The 16004-nt window shown below is 62.6% G+C and carries 15 protein-coding genes and 1 pseudogene; 10 read left to right on the forward strand and 6 right to left on the reverse strand.

Features of this window, described 5'->3' with window-relative positions; all coding sequences use genetic code 11:
* The first annotated feature begins 33 nt into the window (after nt 1–33).
* The 5 genes from ACWGXF_RS10060 to tsaD all read left to right on the forward strand — a co-directional run bounded on the left by ACWGXF_RS10060 (nt 34) and on the right by tsaD (nt 4794).
* Nucleotides 34–1002, forward strand: coding sequence for a Bug family tripartite tricarboxylate transporter substrate binding protein (locus tag ACWGXF_RS10060; RefSeq protein ID WP_043004809.1), 969 nt, complete (start codon nt 34–36; stop codon nt 1000–1002).
* Nucleotides 1003–1135: 133 nt separating this feature from the next.
* Complete coding sequence (locus ACWGXF_RS10065; RefSeq protein ID WP_256631019.1) at nt 1136–2182, forward strand: porin; 1047 nt, start codon at nt 1136–1138, stop codon at nt 2180–2182.
* 165 nt (nt 2183–2347) lie between these two features.
* A complete protein-coding gene (locus ACWGXF_RS10070) occupies nt 2348–3058 on the forward strand; it encodes a DUF937 domain-containing protein (protein WP_256631018.1) in 711 nt (236 codons plus the stop codon).
* Between the two features lie 153 nt (nt 3059–3211).
* Nucleotides 3212–3667, forward strand: coding sequence for a CBS domain-containing protein (locus ACWGXF_RS10075; RefSeq protein ID WP_043004812.1), 456 nt, complete (start codon nt 3212–3214; stop codon nt 3665–3667).
* A gap of 86 nt (nt 3668–3753) precedes the next feature.
* Entirely contained in the window at nt 3754–4794 is a 1041-nt protein-coding gene (gene tsaD, locus ACWGXF_RS10080) for a tRNA (adenosine(37)-N6)-threonylcarbamoyltransferase complex transferase subunit TsaD (protein WP_256631017.1), read from the forward strand.
* 55 nt (nt 4795–4849) lie between these two features.
* On the opposite strand, the gene wrbA is transcribed toward tsaD, so the two are convergent.
* Nucleotides 4850–5452, reverse strand: coding sequence for an NAD(P)H:quinone oxidoreductase (gene wrbA / locus ACWGXF_RS10085; protein WP_452101877.1), 603 nt, complete (start codon nt 5450–5452; stop codon nt 4850–4852).
* Nucleotides 5453–5852: 400 nt separating this feature from the next.
* Here wrbA and ACWGXF_RS10090 point away from each other — a divergent pair, with 400 nt between their 5' ends.
* Nucleotides 5853–6476: a hypothetical protein gene (locus ACWGXF_RS10090; RefSeq protein ID WP_256631016.1), complete on the forward strand. Its 624-nt coding sequence runs from the start codon at nt 5853–5855 to the stop codon at nt 6474–6476.
* A 128-nt stretch (nt 6477–6604) separates the two neighbouring features.
* On the opposite strand, the gene ACWGXF_RS10095 is transcribed toward ACWGXF_RS10090, so the two are convergent.
* Entirely contained in the window at nt 6605–6988 is a 384-nt protein-coding gene (locus ACWGXF_RS10095) for an Hsp20/alpha crystallin family protein (RefSeq protein WP_039049179.1), read from the reverse strand.
* Nucleotides 6989–7079: 91 nt separating this feature from the next.
* On the opposite strand from ACWGXF_RS10095, the gene ACWGXF_RS10100 reads away from it, so the two are divergent.
* On the forward strand, nt 7080–8372 hold the full coding sequence (locus ACWGXF_RS10100) for a branched-chain amino acid ABC transporter substrate-binding protein (protein ID WP_256631015.1): 1293 nt from the start codon (nt 7080–7082) through the stop codon (nt 8370–8372).
* A 69-nt stretch (nt 8373–8441) separates the two neighbouring features.
* Here ACWGXF_RS10100 and mltB read toward each other — a convergent pair whose 3' ends face one another.
* Genes mltB through ACWGXF_RS10120 form a run of 4 tightly spaced genes read right to left on the reverse strand, consistent with a single transcriptional unit; the run spans nt 8442 to nt 13702 of the window.
* Nucleotides 8442–9584 carry a lytic murein transglycosylase B gene (gene mltB, locus ACWGXF_RS10105; protein WP_256631014.1) on the reverse strand — a complete coding sequence of 381 codons (1143 nt, stop codon included), beginning with the start codon at nt 9582–9584 and terminating at the stop codon, nt 8442–8444.
* A complete protein-coding gene (locus ACWGXF_RS10110) occupies nt 9581–11689 on the reverse strand; it encodes a transglutaminase family protein (RefSeq protein ID WP_256631013.1) in 2109 nt (702 codons plus the stop codon). Before ACWGXF_RS10110 ends, mltB begins: the two co-directional genes overlap by 4 nt.
* On the reverse strand, nt 11686–12747 hold the full coding sequence (locus tag ACWGXF_RS10115; protein ID WP_256631012.1) for a DUF58 domain-containing protein: 1062 nt from the start codon (nt 12745–12747) through the stop codon (nt 11686–11688). The genes ACWGXF_RS10110 and ACWGXF_RS10115 overlap by 4 nt, the downstream gene beginning before the upstream one ends.
* A gap of 34 nt (nt 12748–12781) precedes the next feature.
* Complete coding sequence (locus ACWGXF_RS10120; RefSeq protein ID WP_012839290.1) at nt 12782–13702, reverse strand: AAA family ATPase; 921 nt, start codon at nt 13700–13702, stop codon at nt 12782–12784.
* 36 nt (nt 13703–13738) lie between these two features.
* Between ACWGXF_RS10120 and ACWGXF_RS10125 the strand changes: the two genes are divergently transcribed.
* The 3 genes and pseudogenes from ACWGXF_RS10125 to ACWGXF_RS10135 form a co-directional block, all read left to right on the forward strand.
* A complete protein-coding gene (locus tag ACWGXF_RS10125) occupies nt 13739–14698 on the forward strand; it encodes a histone deacetylase family protein (RefSeq protein WP_034363027.1) in 960 nt (319 codons plus the stop codon).
* 21 nt (nt 14699–14719) lie between these two features.
* Entirely contained in the window at nt 14720–15496 is a 777-nt protein-coding gene (locus ACWGXF_RS10130) for an enoyl-CoA hydratase (protein WP_039049184.1), read from the forward strand.
* 401 nt (nt 15497–15897) lie between these two features.
* Nucleotides 15898–16004, forward strand: a pseudogene (locus ACWGXF_RS10135) (electron transfer flavoprotein subunit beta/FixA family protein); the annotation flags it as partial.

Raw genomic sequence — 16004 nt, forward strand, 5'->3', positions numbered from 1 at the left:
GATTCTGGAGACATAAAGATGACAAGAAAATCGATGCCCGTGCGCCGGGCTGCCCTGCTGCTGTGCGCCGCTGCCTGCCTGCCTTTGGTGGCTCAGGCCCAGGGCAAGGCTGACTGGCCCACCCGCCCCATACGTCTGATCGTCGGCTATGCCAGCGGCTCTTCGCCCGATGTGCAGGCCCGCCTGCTGGCCGAGCCCCTGACCAAGGCCCTGGGGCAGCCTGTGGTGGTTGAGAACAAGGGTGGGGCCAGCGGCAATATCGGCGCCGACGCCGTGGCCAAGGCCGGCGACGGCCACACCATAGGCGTGATCGGCAACGGCCCGCTGACCAGCTCCAAGTTTCTCTACAGCAAGCTGCCCTACGATCCGATCAAGGATCTCGCACCGCTGGCCATGATCGGCTCGGCCCCTCTGGTGCTGGTGGCTCCCAAGTCCATGGCCGCGAATGCGGGCGCCTATTTCAAGGCGCTCAAGACCGGGACCCAGGGCAACTACGGCTCGGTGGGCACGGGGTCCGGCGGCCATCTGGGCGTGGAGCTGATCAAGGAAGCCATGGGCCTGAATCTGCAGCATGTGCCCTATAACGGCGGCCCGGCTGTGGTCAACGCCTTGATGGGCGATCAGGTGCAGATGGCCTTGCTGCCGGCCTCCACCGTCATGCCTCTGGTCCAGTCCGGCAAGCTGGCCGCCCTGGCCGTGAGTTCCAGCAAGCGCAGCCCGCTGGCGCCCGGCGTCCCGGCCATGCCCGAGATCGGTGCCGGCAATGTGGACATTGAAGTCTGGAATGCGGTCATGGCACCGGCCTCCATGCCCGCCGAGCATCGCGCCAAGCTGGCTGCGGCCCTGGAAAAGATTCTTCATGCTCCCGATATCCGCAGCAAGCTGCTGGCCCAGGGCTGGCGCATCGACGACACCAGCGCCGCCTCGTTGGCCAGGCGCATCGAAAACGATGCACGCATCTACGGCAGCCTGATCACGCAAAAGAACATCCGCCTCGAATGAGCGCGGCCGGCGCCATCTGAGGCGCCGGACTTCTACACGGCATCCCCGCAACTGCGGCGGATGCCGCTGTCAGCGGCTCGACAGCGGCAGGACTCTGCCGCGAGCCCCATCCATTATTAAAAAGAGAGACTTCATGACATCCTTGCAATCAGGAGGCTTGGCCGTGGCCGCCGCCTTCATCTCCACCTGCTCGCTGGCCCAGGCTCAGACCGCTGCGCCCGCCACATCCCAGGTCACGCTGTACGGCGTGGTGGACATGGGCGCCGAGTCGGTGTCCACCGGCGCGGGCCGCACCCTGCGTGCGGAGAGCGGTGTCCTGGCGGGCTCGCGCTGGGGCGTGCGCGGGACCGAGGATCTGGGCGGCGGCCTGCGTGCGCTGTACGTGATGGAGGCCGGACTGAATGCCGATACTGGCGAGCGCGGTCAGGGCGGGCTCGCCTTTGGTCGACAGATCTTTGTCGGCATGGGCGGCGATTGGGGTCAGCTGACGGTGGGCCGCCACTACACCACGTTTCATACCTCGCTGGCTTCCTATGCCCTGACGGGCCTGATCTGGGGCAATGCCGCCAACTATTTCCGTGACGGCACAGTGCTGCGCGCTGACAACTCGCTGCGCTTTCAGTCGGCTTCCATGGCGGGACTGGTGATGCGGGGCATGTACTCGTTCGGGGAGAACGCCGGCACCAATGTGGGGCGCCAGTTCGGCGGCTCGCTGGACTACACGCGCGGCCCCTGGAGCCTGGGTGCTTCGCTGTGGGAGCGTCGCACCACGGCCCAGAACACCGACCGCTATCGCTTGCTGGGCGGCTCCTATGACTTCAAGGTGGCCCGGGCGGCCTTGCTGCTGTCCACCCGGGAGGATGATCTGCCGGATGCAGCCAGCAAGCGCGGACGCTTCTTTGAAGCCAGCATGACCATACCGGTCAGCACTGCGGGGCAGGTGCTGCTGTCCTATGGACAGTTCCAGGGGCGTGCGCGTGCGAACAGCGATGCCCGTGCCCTGAGCGTGCGCTACGACCATGCGCTGTCCAAGCGCACCAAGCTGTATGCGGGTGTCTCCGCAATCCGCAACGAGGCCGACGCTGCATTCACCATCAACAGCGCCAGCAATGCCGGGCCTTCGGTTCCCAAGGGCAGCAAGCCGCGCTCGCTGCTGGTCGGTATCTCGCACTCCTTCTGAGTCAAGCCGTCACAGGACGCTGCGGCCTGCAGGAAGCCCTGTCCAGGGCGCAGGCCGCCTCAATGGTCTATAGCCCGGGAGGGGCTTGCGTAGTGAATGAACATTGATCACATTTCGGGACACAGGGCGCGCGTAACATGTGCGCTGTTTTTGAGGAGTGTTGAAATGACCGCGAATGCATCTTTGACCGACGAACTCATGGGCCAGCTGCAGGGCGCTCCCATGCAGGGCCTGGCCCAGCAGCTGGGCATCGACTCCGTGCAGGCCGAGCAGGCCGTGGGTGTGGCGCTGCCCATGCTGTTTGGTGCGCTGGGCCAGAACACGGCCCAGCCTCAGGGAGCTGCCGATCTGTTCGGTGCGCTGCAGCGCGATCACAGCAGTGCCAATGGCGCGGTGGATATGGGCGGTCTGCTGGGCGGGCTCGGCGGCCTGCTGGGCGCAGCGGGCGGTGGCGCCGGTGCGGCTGGCGGCCTGGGTGGGCTGGGCAGCATTCTGGGCTCGGTGCTGGGAGGCGGCTCCGGTGCCGGAAACTCGCAGCTGGATGCAGGTGCCATCCTGGGAAATATCTTTGGCGGTCAGCAGCAGCAGGCCGAGTCCCGGCTGGGTCAGGCCACGGGCCTGGGTGGCAATGCAGGTCAGTTGCTGGCCCTGCTGGCTCCGCTGGTGATGTCCTTCCTGGCCAACCGAGTCCAGTCGCAGGGCATGGGGGCCGGCGACCTGGGCAATGCCCTGGATCAGGAGCGCGGCCAGATTCAGTCGCAAGGCGGTGCGGCAGGAGGCATCCTCGGCAGCCTGCTCGATCAGAATGGCGACGGCAAGCTTGATGCCGGAGATCTGTTCAAGCTGGGCGCGGGACTGCTGGGCGGTCGGCGCTGAGCCCGGATTGAGTGACAGTATCAAGGCAGCTTTGGCTGCCTTTTTTGTTTTTGTATACGGGCATAGCCTGATTGCCGCAATGCAGCAGGATTCTCACACTGGTCATGTCGTCATGCGTTTTGCATGACAGGCCGATCCAGAAAGGAGAACCAGATGACGACCGTCGCCGAAATTCTGCGCGCCAAGGGCAACAGCACTATCTACAGCGTTTCTCCCTCCGACACCATGCTGGCTGCACTGCAGCTCATGGCGGAAAAAAGCATTGGCGCACTGCTGGTGCTCGAAGGTGGCGATATCGCGGGCATCGTGACCGAGCGCGACTACGCGCGCAAGATCGCTTTGCAAGGGCGAAGCTCGGCCAGCACGCGCGTGGACGAGGTCATGACGCGCAAGGTGCATTGCGTGCTGCCGCGCCAGACCAGCGAGGAGTGCATGTCGCTGATGACCAGCAATCGCATGCGCCATCTGCCCGTGATCAACGAGACCCGCGAGCTGCAGGGGCTGATTTCGATTGGCGACATCGTCAAGGAAATCATCTCGGCCCAGCAGTTCACGATTCATCAGCTGGAACACTATATTTCCGGGACCCCCAATGTGAATCAACCGTAGGATGCTATGAATTGAATAGCAAAGGCGGGCAGGGCTAATGTCCGCCTTTTCTGCATCTGGAAGGCGCAAGTCCTACACTTGCGGCCATGAGTTTGCTGATCCTGGGAATCGAATCCTCTTGTGATGAAACCGGTGTGGCCTTGGTGCGCACGCCGGACGGCCAAGGTGTGCCCACCTTGCTGAGTCATGCGCTGCACAGCCAGATTGAAATGCACCGCGCCTATGGCGGCGTGGTGCCCGAGCTTGCCAGCCGTGACCATATTCGCCGTGTGCTGCCGCTGACCGAGAAGGTGTTGGCCGAATCCGGGGAGCAGCTCGAAAACGTCGATGTGATTGCCTTTACGCGCGGACCCGGTCTTGCCGGGGCTTTGCTGGTCGGCTCCGGTGCAGCCTGCGCCATGGCAGCCGCGCTGGACAAGCCTGTGCTGGGCGTGCACCACCTCGAAGGCCATCTGCTCTCGCCTTTCCTGAGTGCCGACCCGCCGGAGTTCCCGTTTGTGGCCCTGCTGGTCTCGGGGGGGCATACCCAGCTCATGCGTGTGGACGGCGTGGGCGAATACGAAATCCTCGGTGAAACCATCGACGACGCGGCGGGCGAGGCTTTCGACAAATCGGCCAAGCTAATGGGCTTGCCCTATCCGGGCGGCCCCGTGCTCTCGAGGCTGGCGGAGGGTGGCGATCCTCAGGCCTTCAAGCTGCCTCGCCCCTTGCTGCATTCTGGTGACCTGGACTTTTCGTTTGCCGGCCTCAAGACGGCTGTGCTGACCCAGGCCAAGAAGCTGGGTGAAGAGCTGGAAGCGCGCAAGGCCGATCTGGCCGCCAGCACCCAGGCCGCGATTGTGGACGTGCTGGTCAAGAAAACCATGGCCGCACTCAAGCAGACCGGCATGAAGCGCGTGGTGGTGGCGGGAGGTGTGGGGGCCAACAAGCAGCTGCGCGAGCAGCTCAATGAAGCCTGCGCCAAGCACAAGATTCGCGTGCATTACCCCGAGCTGCATCTGTGCACCGACAACGGCGCCATGATTGCCATGGCTGCCGCCATGCGGATACAGGCGGGACGCGAGCAGGCCCTGCATGAATACGCGTTCGATGTGAAGCCGCGCTGGCCGCTGGATTCGCTCAGGTGAGTTTGTGCAGCAAAAAAGCAGCCCAGGTGGCTGCTTTTTTCATGGCTGCCTGCGCTTATCCGGCAAGCTTTACGGCCAGTTTCGCTACGTTCTGGCCCTGGTAGCGGGCAATGCTCAGCTCGTCGGGATTAGGCTGGCGCGAACCGTCGGCGCCCGCAATCGTCGAGGCCCCATAGGGCGAATTGCCGCCCTTGACCGCGCTCAGATTGGTCTGTTCGGGCAACGGATAGCCCAGCGGCACGATGATCATGCCGTGATGGGCCAGCGTCGCCCAGGTGGTAGTGGCCGTCATTTCCTGGCCGCCGCCAGTGCCGGTCGAGGTGAAGACACTGCCGATCTTGTTGATCAAGGCCCCTTTGACCCAGAGACCGCCGGTCTGGTCGAGAAAGCTGCGCATCTGGCCCGGCATATTGCCAAAGCGCGTGGGCACGCCAAACAGGATGGCATCGTAGCCGGCCAGTTCGGCTGGGCTGGCGACCTCTGCGCTCTGATTGGCCTTGCCGCCTGCGTTCTTGAAGACATCCTCGGGCATGGTTTCGGGCACGCGCTTGACGGTGACCTCGGCACCGCTGACGCTGCGGGCGCCTTCGGCCACGGCCTGCGCCATGGTTTCGATATGACCGTACATGGAGTAGTAGAGAACCAGAACTTTTGCCATTTTGAGCAGCCTTGAAAAATGGAACCAGGGAGGAATGCCGTCTAGCGGCATGCGGAGCATTGTTGGGCAGAGCACAGCGTCTGCGCCCACAAGTTTGGAGCGCATGGTTGTAGGTCAGCAAGCCAATCAAACCCGTAGATCTGAATGCACCAAAACGGTGCATCAAACAAGAGCCTTTCGTCAACAGTGCTGATGATTGAGGGAGTTCTGCTACGTTTTAAGGAGCTGTAAAACTATTCCTGGATTGCTCTTGGGTAAGGAAACATGCCGACTTAAAAATCGCTTTCATTGTTTGCGAAAGCCGACACTGCTGCGATCTGAGTCATTGCTGCTGGTCTAAGTACGGAAGTCAGGCCTACAGTCCAGGATGGAGTTGACTAGTTAGAGGAGGGAGTGAGATATGAAGTACCCAAGAACTGGGTGGATGGTTGCGGGCCTGTTGGCCGCTGCATTGGCTGGTTGTGGCGGTGGGGGCAGCGATGAAGGTACCGAAGGGGGGAGCAGCAATGACGGCCAGCCTCAGGCGCCGAATCCCGTCCCCGAGGTCGCAGCTCCTGGTGTTGTCAGTCCGTTTCTCGGTGTCTGGAAGAGCTATCCGGACAACTATTGCACCGCTGACTGGGGAGTGGTTCCTGCATCGGGGCGCTATCAGAAAGATCAGAAAGGTGTGATGCCTGTGAGCTTCGAGTTCACGGAGTCCACCATGTCATACACGCACAATATCTACTCCGATTTGCAGTGCAAGCAGCTGGAGGGCTCGGTGACGCTGACTGGGAAGATCAGCTGGGCGGCGGTGACGGTGGATGGCTGGAAGTTGGCCGTGCGTGCCGAGCTGACTTACAGCGGCTCGAAAGCGACGGGCAATATTGCGGTGGATGAGGCCGAAGCGACGGATGAATATGAAGATAACGGCAAAACAATTCTGGGCATTGCCAACAACCAGTTGTTTATAGGCGAACTTCTTACTGCGGGAGCCGATGGCTATCCCAGGCGCTTCATAAGCGAGCCACTGGCCTATAGATAGGCGTTGAGATTGCCTCAATAAGAAAGCCCGCAGTGCATAGGCATTGCGGGCTTTGTGCTTTCCGGCCGACCTCTTGCTAAGAGGAGATGGAAGAAAGGATGAGGCTGGCCGGTCGGCGTAAACAGCGCTTATTCGATGCTCAGCGTCACGGCTTTGCTCTGGGGCTCGAGCTTGGCCAGGGTCAGCGTCAGCACGCCATGCTCGAGTTTGGCCTTGCTGTTGGCAGCATCGATTTCATGGCCGAGATCCCAGGTGTATCTGACTTGGCGGGCTGCGCCTTCCACGCTTTCGAGCTTGGCGACAGAGCCTTCCAGCGAGAGTTTGAGCTGCTCGCGTGCCAAGCCTGGCACATCCAGGGTCAGGGTCGTGAATTGGTCGTCGCGGCTGACTTGAACCTGGCGTTGTACGGGGCTTGCAGCGCCCAGGGTTTCCTGCAGAAAGCGTTGCAGGGCCAGGTCGGCGGCGCGAGGGGATACAAAGGTATTACGGCTCATCACAGGGGCGAAGAACATGGTGTTTAACTCCTTTAAACTGCGCGGCTTGCGTTGTTGCCGCTTGATTCATAGGTAGGTGGTGGCAAGCGCATTTCAAGAGGTTTTTTTGATGAATAAATTGCGCCGCGATGTCTTGAAATACCTGCAGTTGCCACTACTATGTGCGCCGTTCGGCATTGCTGGCGCTGCTGTGGCTGCAGCCAAGGCCAAGCTTGCGCAACCCATCAAGCTGGCACTGGTGGAGAGTCTTTCGGGCCCGTTTGCAAACACGGGCGAGGCCGTGTTCCGCAATCTGCTGTGGGCGACCGAGCGGGTGAACGCGCGCGGCGGCGTGTGCCTGGCCGACGGTCCGCATGAACTGGTGATAGAGCGCTATGACAGCAAGGGGCAGAACGAAGAGGCGCTGTCGGCGCTGCGCGAGGCCATAGACAGCGGTGCGCGCATCATCATGCAGGGCAACTCGTCGGCCACAGCGGCGGCGCTTCTCGACGCCATCGACAAGCACAACAGCCGGGACCCTTCGCGCCGTGTGCTGTATCTGAACTATTCGGCCGTGGACCCGGCGCTGACCAACGAGCGCTGCAGCTTCTGGCATTTCCGCTTCGATGCCCATGCCGATATGCGCATGGCTGCGCTGATGGAGGTCATCAAGGACGACCGGGCTGTGCATAGCGCTTATCTGATCGGGCAGGACTACAGCTTTGGCCAGGCCGTGCTGCGCGAAGCAAGGCGCCAGCTTGGCGTGCAACGGCCCGATGTGCGCATCGTGGGCGACGAGTTGCACCCCGTGGGCCGCGTCAAGGACTTTGCGCCCTATGCGGTCAAGATCAAGCAAAGCGGTGCCCAGGCCGTGATCACCGGCAACTGGGGCAATGATCTGATGCTGCTCGTCAAGGCTGCGCGCGAGGCAGGCTATGAAGGGCGTTTCTACACCTTCTACGGCAATGCACTGGGCGCCCCGGCGGCCTTGGGCGATGCAGGCATGGGCAAGGTGCTGGCAGTGGCCGACTGGCTGCCCAATGTGCCCACGGCCGAGAGCCGCGCCTTCTACCAGTCCTTCCGTCAGCGCTTTCCCAGGCCGCAGGACGACTATGTGCATATGCGCATGCAGCTCATGATCGAGGCTCTCGCGCAGAGCCTCGAAAAAGCCGGCAGCACGGACACCGTCGCCGTGGCCCACGCCATGGAGCATGCCAGGGTCCAGATGGCGGGCCGCTCGGGCAGCATGCGGGCGGCAGACCACCAGTTTCAGCAATCGCTGGTGGTCGGCATGATGGAAAAAAGAGGCAGCGCAGGCGTGGACTTCGATGTGGAAGGCTCGGGCTACGGCTTCAAGGTAGTGCGCGAGATTGCTGCGGCCAGGGCAGAGATGCCTGGTCAGTGCCAGATGAAGCGCTTTTGAGTGGCTGGAGAACTATCGAATCAATAGCTGCCAGCGCTTGTTGGAAAAAGCGCTGCAGCTCGAATGAATCTAGTTGCGTGTGGCAGAGACGGTCTGGCTGGCCAGGTAGGCTTCATGCACCTCGCGCCCCAGCTCGATCACCGACAGCGCATAGAACGCCGACCAGTTGTAGCGCGTGATGGCGTAGAAGTTCTCGGTACCCGCGATGTACTCCGTGGGGCCGGAGCTGCCGTTTTTCAGCTCGATCAGTGCCAGCGGACGCTCATAGTTGTCGGCGCCCAGCACCCGCACTTCACGTTCTGCCATCTGCGCGGCAGTGAATGTGGGGTTGATATCGGGTGCGAGCAGGGTTGCCAGATTCTCACCCTGGGCGCGCATGTCCACGGCAAAGGCCGTGGGCAGGCCCGGCTTCCAGCCATGGCCGACGAAGTAGTTGGCGACCGAGCCGATGGCGTCGGTAGCGCTGTTGAACAGGTCTATGCGACCGTCATCGTCAAAGTCGACAGCGTACTTGCCCCAGCTGGTGGGCATGAACTGACCCAGGCCCATGGCGCCGGCATAGCTGCCGCGTAGCGCAAACGGGTCGCTGCCCGTGCGGCTGGCCGTGACCAGCACCTGCTCGAGCTCGCCACGGAAGTAGTCGGTGCGGGCCTGGGCGCGGGGGTGGGATTGCGGAAAGTCCAGTGCCAGGGTGGCCAGAGCATCCATCACGCGAAAGTTGCCCATGTTGCGGCCGTAAATGGTTTCCACGCCGATGATGCCGACGATGATCTCTGCGGGCACGCCGAACTGCTGCTCGGCACGCGCGAGCGCCTGGTGGTTGGCCTGCCAGAACTTCACGCCGGCGCGTATGCGCACGGGGTCGATAAAGCGGCTGCGGTATACCGTCCAGTTCTTCACAAAGGTCTTGCCGGCCGGCGTCATCAGGCGTGTGACCACGGGCAGGTTGCGCGCTTCGCTCAACTGCGCACGCACCCAGTCGACAGGCAGGTCGCGGCGGACTGCGATTTCTTCGGCCAGTTGCATGGCGTCGCCCCGACCGGCATAGGCCACGGCCGTGGCGGCTGCAGCCGTGGCTACGGCAGCCGGTGCTGCCTTGCGGACGGCTTTTTTGGCTGGTGCGGCGATGACGCTCGCAGTCAGCAGGCACAGGGCCAGAGTACTCAGTGTTTTAGCTTTGAGGTGCTTGCTGTTATTGAGGGTGATGATCATGTTTTATTTCTTGAGGGATAGGGCCAGCGTTGCTTCCGGATGGACAGCCAGCGTCGGCGCAAGGACTTCAATTCGGTGGCTTCGGTATTGGAGGATGGCGCATAGCGTAGCCTTTCCATGTCCAGCAGCCAGTCGGATATGGCCGCAGCCAGGGGCGCGGATGCAGATTCCTTGGCCCAGCTCTCCTGCACGCGGCGCGACAGGCTGCGCGTGGAGTCGCTGGCACCGCTCGCCACGCCTGCGCGCTGCAGCCGCAGCCTGGCAGCGTGCATGAGCTGGCTCCAGTCGTCGCGCTGCGGACGTGTGGCGCGGGCCCAGATCAGCCACAGCAGCGCCAGAGCGCTCAAGCTGCCCGCCAGCAGGCGCAGCAGACCCGTCCAGCCTGGCGATTCGAAGCCCAGGCTCTGTAGCAGATTGAGCTGACGGCTTTGCGTGTAGTTGATCACCCACTGGTTCCAGCGGTTGTTGACGGCCTCCCAGACAGCACGCAGCTTCTCCAGAGTGCCGGTATCGACGAAGTTGCCAACGGCGCTGGCAAAGGCACCGGGGGGAGCACTCAGGCGCTGGAACTGGCCGACCCGGCTGGGTGCGACAGCGCCCGTGGGGTCCACACGAACCCAGCCCCGGCCGGCAATCCAGACCTCGGTCCAGGCATGAGCATCGCTGTTGCGCACGGTCCAGTAATTGTCCACGCTGTTGCGGTCGCCGCCCTGGTAGCCGGTCACGATGCGCGCGGGCACTCCCATGCTGCGCATGAGCACGGCAAAGGCGGAGGCGATGTGCTCGCAAAAGCCTTGCTTGCTGTCAAACCAGAAGTCATCGGCGGTATGGTCGCTGTCGACCACGCCGGGCTCCAGTGTGTAGGTGTAGCCGCCGGCTTTCAGGTGCTGCAGGGCGGAGGCGATCAGCCTGTCCGTATCCGCGCCGGCGCCCGGCTGGGCGCGCAATTCGGCCTGCAAATGTTCGCCCAAAGCCCGTGTGCGCGGGTTGCTGCCGGCCGGCAGCTGCAGATAGCGCTTGAGCTCTGGAGTGAGCTGCAGCGGTCCATGACTGAAGTCGAGATGGCTTTGGGCATCGACACGCAGCACATCGGTAATCGGGCGCCAGCTCAGCCACTGGAGGCTGGAGCTCATGCGCAGCCTGCCTACCGAGGCGCCCGGCGGAATCTGCGGTTCGGTCCTGGCGGCATCCAGCAGGGTCAGCCAGCGGCGCTTGCTGGGTTCGATCAGCATCTGGTAGCGAATGGGTTCACCGCTCACGCGCAGCTGAGGCACGGCCATAGCGTCAAGCACAGGGTCGGCTTGCCAGTTGCGGCCATCGAACTGGCTGAGCACGGGGCCGCGAAAGTACAGGGTGTTGGCGGGCGGCTCCTGGCCCCCGGGAGTATCGAAGCGGATCCGCAGGGCCACGCTATCGTCGAGTGCCAGTGCGGCGACTTCGCCCACGCGCATGTTCTCGGACAGGCCCGAGCGGCCGGCCATATCGTCGGCGGGCATGCCCCACAGCGGTGCCATGCGCGGAAAGAACAGAAACAGCGACACCATCACGGGCGCGCCCCACAGCGCGAGCCAGCCCGCAGTGCGCAGAGCCTGTGTCAATGGAGGCTTTCCGGCCGTCATATGGGCGTTGACCAGGGCGGTGAGCAGGCCCGTCAGCCCGAGCACCATGGCCATGGCTGTGGGCAGGGACTGCGAATAGAAAAAGTTGCTGAGCAGTACAAAAAAACCCAGAAAGAACACCACCATGGCATCGCGCCGCGCGCGCAGCTCCAGTGTCTTGAGCGCCAGAAGCATGACGACCAGGGTCACGCCGGCATCGCGGCCCACAATCGTTTTGTGCGTGGCCCAGGTTGCTCCAATGGCGATGGCCAGTACGCCAGCCAGCACCCAGCGGCCGGGCAGGGGGGCGCCGGTCAGTGCCAGGCGTGCGCGCCACAGCAACAGGGCTGCGGCAAAGGCGCTGGTCCACCAAGGTGTGTGCTGAACCTGAGGCAGCATGATCCAGGCGATGACGGCGAGCAGAAACAGCGTGTCCCGTGCATCGCGCGGCAGGGCAGTCAGGCGCTGCAGCCAGTTGCCGCCGGGGGAAGAGGCGGTTGCTTTCATGGACAGGCGGCCAATGCTTCGAGGCAGCGCGTGGTGTGCTGTACACCGCTGGCCGGTGCGATTTCCTGGCCTCCGGGCAGGCGCAGGCCCCAGGTGCGGCCTTGCTGCTGAGCCATCAGCACCCAGGCGGCAAGGCGCGACAACCGCGCCTCATGCTCGGCCAGGCCGGTATGGCGCGCATCGAGCCAGAGACGGTGATGGTGGGCCACGGGCCGGTCGCGGCTGACCAGTTGGTGGCTGCCTGCGGCAAAGGACTGAGCCGCTTTCTTCCACACCACCAGCTTGAGCGGGTCGCCAGTCTGATAGCTGCGCACGCCATCGAATTCTTCACCGTTGCGAACCTGGGCGCTGCTGCGGCCACCGGCTTCGGGGCTGGCGGCTGGCAGCGGCGGGGCATGGGTTTCAGGTGCGGGATAGACCCAGACCAGGGTTTGGGGCCGCCACAGAGCCCAGACGCGAAATGCGCCCAGCGGGTAGCGCGTGAGTATGGAGATGGCGGGCAGCTCCTGCCGGCCGCGGCGCGTGGGCATGAAGCTCAGCTGCACGGAGGTGCTGCCCTGCTCGGGGATATCGACCCAGGTCCAGGCATCAGAGTGATCGGTGTTGTGCCGGGTCTTGTGCAATGCGAGGCCTATGCCCCAGCGACGCGAGCGGCGGGCATTGTGCAGGCTGATATGCATGGGGCAGGGCGCATGGGCAAAGCAGCCGCCCGACGCGTTGCCTTGAGTACCTGCGCCGCTGAGGCTCAACTGCAGACCGCGCAGATTGCCATGGCCCACAACCATGCTGGCGGCCGCGCTGCCTGCCAGCAGGAACGTGAGCAGGTAGCCCAGGTTGAGTTGGTAGTTGATGGCAGCAATCAACAGCACGATCAGCGTGGCCAGCATGGCCCAGCCCGCGCGCGAGGGCAGGATGTAGACATTGCCCTGGGTCAGCGTGAGCTGGTCGCTGCGCGGCAGACGTGCAAACATCCACTCGCGCACCCTGGCGCGGGGCGAGAGCCGCTGGAAGATATTGGAAGTCTCTGGCTGCTCGCCCTTTGATGCCGAGCGCTTCATGCTATGAAATTCATGACGAAATACATCGGCAGCATCAAGATAGCGGTACGGCTTGCATCATGGCGCGCACCTGCTCCACGGCACCACGGCCTGCATGGCCCACGGGAACCAGACGGTGGGCAATCACCTGAGGAAGTATGGCTTGCACATCGTCGGGCGCCACATAGTCGCGGCCTTCCATCAGTGCGATGGTCTTGGCCGCACGCAGCAGCGCGATGCCTGCGCGTGGTGACAGGCCCTGGGCAAACCACTGGCCGTTGCGTGTGGCGGCAATCAGGTCCTGCACATAGTCGAGCAGGGCGTCGCTGGCATGCACGGCCAGAGCAGCAGCCTGCAGTTGCTGCAGCTGCTGCTGGGAGATGACGGGCAGCAGCGCATCGGCAGCGGCGCGGCGGCCGTTGCCCGCGAGCAGCTTGCGCTCGGCATCGCGCGAGGGATAGCCCAGGCTGATGCGCATGAGAAATCGGTCCAGCTGGCTTTCGGGCAACGGGAAGGTGCCCAACTGCTCCAGAGGGTTCTGGGTGGCAATCACAAAGAAGGGGGCGGGCAGGCTGTGGGTCTTGCCTTCGGTCGTGACCTGGCGCTCCTCCATGGCTTCGAGCAGCGCACTCTGGGTCTTGGGGCTGGCACGGTTGATTTCGTCGGCCAGTAATACCTGGGCAAACACCGGCCCGGGGTGGAACACAAAAGCCTCTTGGCCGCGATCGTAGATGGAGACCCCCGTGAGGTCGCTGGGCATGAGATCGGCGGTGAACTGCACACGTGAGAACTGCAGGCCGAAACTGCGTGCCAACGCATGGGCCAGGGTGGTCTTGCCTACACCGGGAACGTCTTCGATCAGCAAGTGACCGCCTGCCAGCAAACAGGCGACACCGTCTCTGACCTGATCCGGCTTGCCCTCCATCACCGTGTTAAGCTGACTCAAAAGCGCATTAATTGTGTTCTGTGCATGCATGGCAGAAACATATCCTAAATAAGCGATAGCGGAGACATGACTGTGGGCAAGACAGGTTATTTCACCCACCGGGATTGCTGGTTGCACGAGATGGGCCCGGGCCACCCTGAATGCCCGGCGCGGCTGGACGCGATAGAAGACAGGCTGCTGGTCAGCGGCGTGGGCGATGCGCTGGAGCGCTGCAATGTGCCGCTGGCATCGTTGGCCGAGATTGAGCTGGCGCATGACCCCATGCATATTGCCGCCCTGCAGGGCCTGACCGACCGGCTGGAGCAGGAGCTGGCAGCTGGCGGGCCCGAGTACAAGCAGCTCGACACCGATACCTCCATCAACCGTCACACCTTCAAGGCCGCACTGCGTGCTGCAGGGGCCACACTGGCTGCTACCGATGCCGTGCTGGCCGGAGAACTGGAAAATGCCTTTTGCAGCGTGCGCCCGCCTGGTCACCATGCCACGCGCAACCAGGCCATGGGTTTTTGCTTTTTCAACAATGTGGCCGTGGGCGTCAAGTATGCGCTGGAGCGCCACCATCTCAAGCGCGTGGCCGTGATCGACTTTGATGTACATCACGGCAACGGCACGGAAGACATCCTGGCCGGTGATCCGCGCGTGCTGATGTGCGGCATCTTTCAGCATCCCTTCTACCCGTTCAGCGGCGACAAGGACCCGGCCTCCAATATGCTCAACGTGCCCGTGGCTGCTTACACAAAAGGCATGGACATTCGAGAGATCATCGAGATGATGTGGATTCCGCGCCTCGAAGCATTCAAGCCCGAGATGATCTTCATCAGCGCCGGCTTTGATGCGCATCGCGAAGACGATATGGGCCAGCTCGGCATGACTGAAAACGACTTTGCCTGGATCACCACTCGCATCAAGGACATCGCACGGCGTTTTTCCAAGAGCCGCATTGTTTCCTGTCTCGAAGGCGGTTACGTAATGGATCCGCTGGCGCGCAGCGTGGAAGCACATCTGCGCGTATTGGCCGATATCTAGTCCGAAAGCAGGGTGACAGCAATGAGCGATTCCTTGGTGCAACTGAGTCAGGACGAGCGCGGCGTGGCACGCATCACGTTGAGCGACGCGCAGCGTTTCAACGCCTTGAGCAGTGAAATGCTCATGGCCCTGCAGTCGGCGCTGGATGCCGTGGCCGAGAACGAACAGGCGCGGGTAGTGGTGCTGGCCGCCCAAGGCAAGGCCTTTTGCGCCGGGCATAACCTCAAGGACATGGCGGCCCATACGGAGCTGGCTTACTACCAGCAGCTGTTTGCCCAGTGCAGCCGCATGATGCTCTCGATTCAGAAGCTGCCCGTTCCCGTCATTGCAAGAGTACAGGGCATCGCAACAGCGGCAGGTTGCCAGTTGGTGGCGCAGTGTGATCTGGCCGTGGCCAGCAGCGAGGCTCGCTTTGCCACCAGCGGCATTCAATACGGCTTGTTCTGCTCCACGCCCAGCGTGCCCCTGGTGCGCAACATGCCGATCAAACAGTCCATGGAAATGCTGCTGACGGGGGAGTTCATCGATGCGCAGACGGCTCTGCACTACGGTCTGCTCAATCGCGTGGTCGAGCCGGAGCGACTCGATGCTGCCGTGGAAGAGCTGGTGTCTGCCATCGTGAGCAAGCCCCGGGTGGCCATCAGAATGGGCAAGGAGCTGGTCTATCGCCAGCGTGAAATGGGCCTGGAGTCGGCTTATCAGCTGGCGGGTCAGACCATGGCTACCAATATGCTGGATGCCGACGCGCAGGAAGGCGCTCAGGCTTTTGCGCAAAAGCGCAGGCCTCGCTGGCGCTAAACCCTGGATTTGCGCTCCCCGGCCTTCGTTGTTGGGCAGGCAGAGCTGCGTGGATGGCGTCGTTCGCAGCGCGGAGTCTTGTGTTTTCGGCCCGTCCATTTGAACGACGAGGCCGCTTTTCGGCAGTGTTACCGTGAGGCCTATCTGGATGCAGGCATGGCACTGATGGACTCAATTCCTAGGTTTTACCCTGATTTGACCCATCTGAGACCCATGATTTCGCAAGGCTTGTGCATAAAATTGAACGGTCGTTCTTTTTTATGCCATTCCACCTGCGAAGGCTGCTGCACAGATCTCCGGGCAGATTGTCCGGAAAATTGTGCAGAGAGTGTTGCGGTGCCGCATAAAATGAATCCAGTTTACGTAAACGTCAATGCAGTAATCATTAAGGAGCCGCAGCAATGAAGGTATTGGTCCCTGTCAAGCGCGTGGTGGACTACAACGTCAAGGTCCGCGTGAAGTCGGACGGCACGGGTGTGGACATCGCCAACGTCAAGATGAGCATGAA

The organism is Comamonas sp. HJ-2, from assembly GCF_053615495.1.

Coding starts and splice junctions, on each gene's coding strand:
- ACWGXF_RS10065 (WP_256631019.1), top strand. CDS start 1,136: ATGACATCCTTGCAATCAGGAGGCTTGGCCGTGGCCGCCGCCTTCATC.
- mltB (WP_256631014.1), bottom strand. CDS start 9,584: ATGATCATCACCCTCAATAACAGCAAGCACCTCAAAGCTAAAACACTG.
- wrbA (WP_452101877.1), bottom strand. CDS start 5,452: ATGGCAAAAGTTCTGGTTCTCTACTACTCCATGTACGGTCATATCGAA.
- ACWGXF_RS10120 (WP_012839290.1), bottom strand. CDS start 13,702: ATGCATGCACAGAACACAATTAATGCGCTTTTGAGTCAGCTTAACACG.
- ACWGXF_RS10070 (WP_256631018.1), top strand. CDS start 2,348: ATGACCGCGAATGCATCTTTGACCGACGAACTCATGGGCCAGCTGCAG.
- ACWGXF_RS10090 (WP_256631016.1), top strand. CDS start 5,853: ATGAAGTACCCAAGAACTGGGTGGATGGTTGCGGGCCTGTTGGCCGCT.
- ACWGXF_RS10125 (WP_034363027.1), top strand. CDS start 13,739: ATGACTGTGGGCAAGACAGGTTATTTCACCCACCGGGATTGCTGGTTG.
- tsaD (WP_256631017.1), top strand. CDS start 3,754: ATGAGTTTGCTGATCCTGGGAATCGAATCCTCTTGTGATGAAACCGGT.
- ACWGXF_RS10075 (WP_043004812.1), top strand. CDS start 3,212: ATGACGACCGTCGCCGAAATTCTGCGCGCCAAGGGCAACAGCACTATC.
- ACWGXF_RS10115 (WP_256631012.1), bottom strand. CDS start 12,747: ATGAAGCGCTCGGCATCAAAGGGCGAGCAGCCAGAGACTTCCAATATC.
- ACWGXF_RS10060 (WP_043004809.1), top strand. CDS start 34: ATGCCCGTGCGCCGGGCTGCCCTGCTGCTGTGCGCCGCTGCCTGCCTG.
- ACWGXF_RS10110 (WP_256631013.1), bottom strand. CDS start 11,689: ATGAAAGCAACCGCCTCTTCCCCCGGCGGCAACTGGCTGCAGCGCCTG.
- ACWGXF_RS10095 (WP_039049179.1), bottom strand. CDS start 6,988: ATGTTCTTCGCCCCTGTGATGAGCCGTAATACCTTTGTATCCCCTCGC.
- ACWGXF_RS10130 (WP_039049184.1), top strand. CDS start 14,720: ATGAGCGATTCCTTGGTGCAACTGAGTCAGGACGAGCGCGGCGTGGCA.
- ACWGXF_RS10100 (WP_256631015.1), top strand. CDS start 7,080: ATGAATAAATTGCGCCGCGATGTCTTGAAATACCTGCAGTTGCCACTA.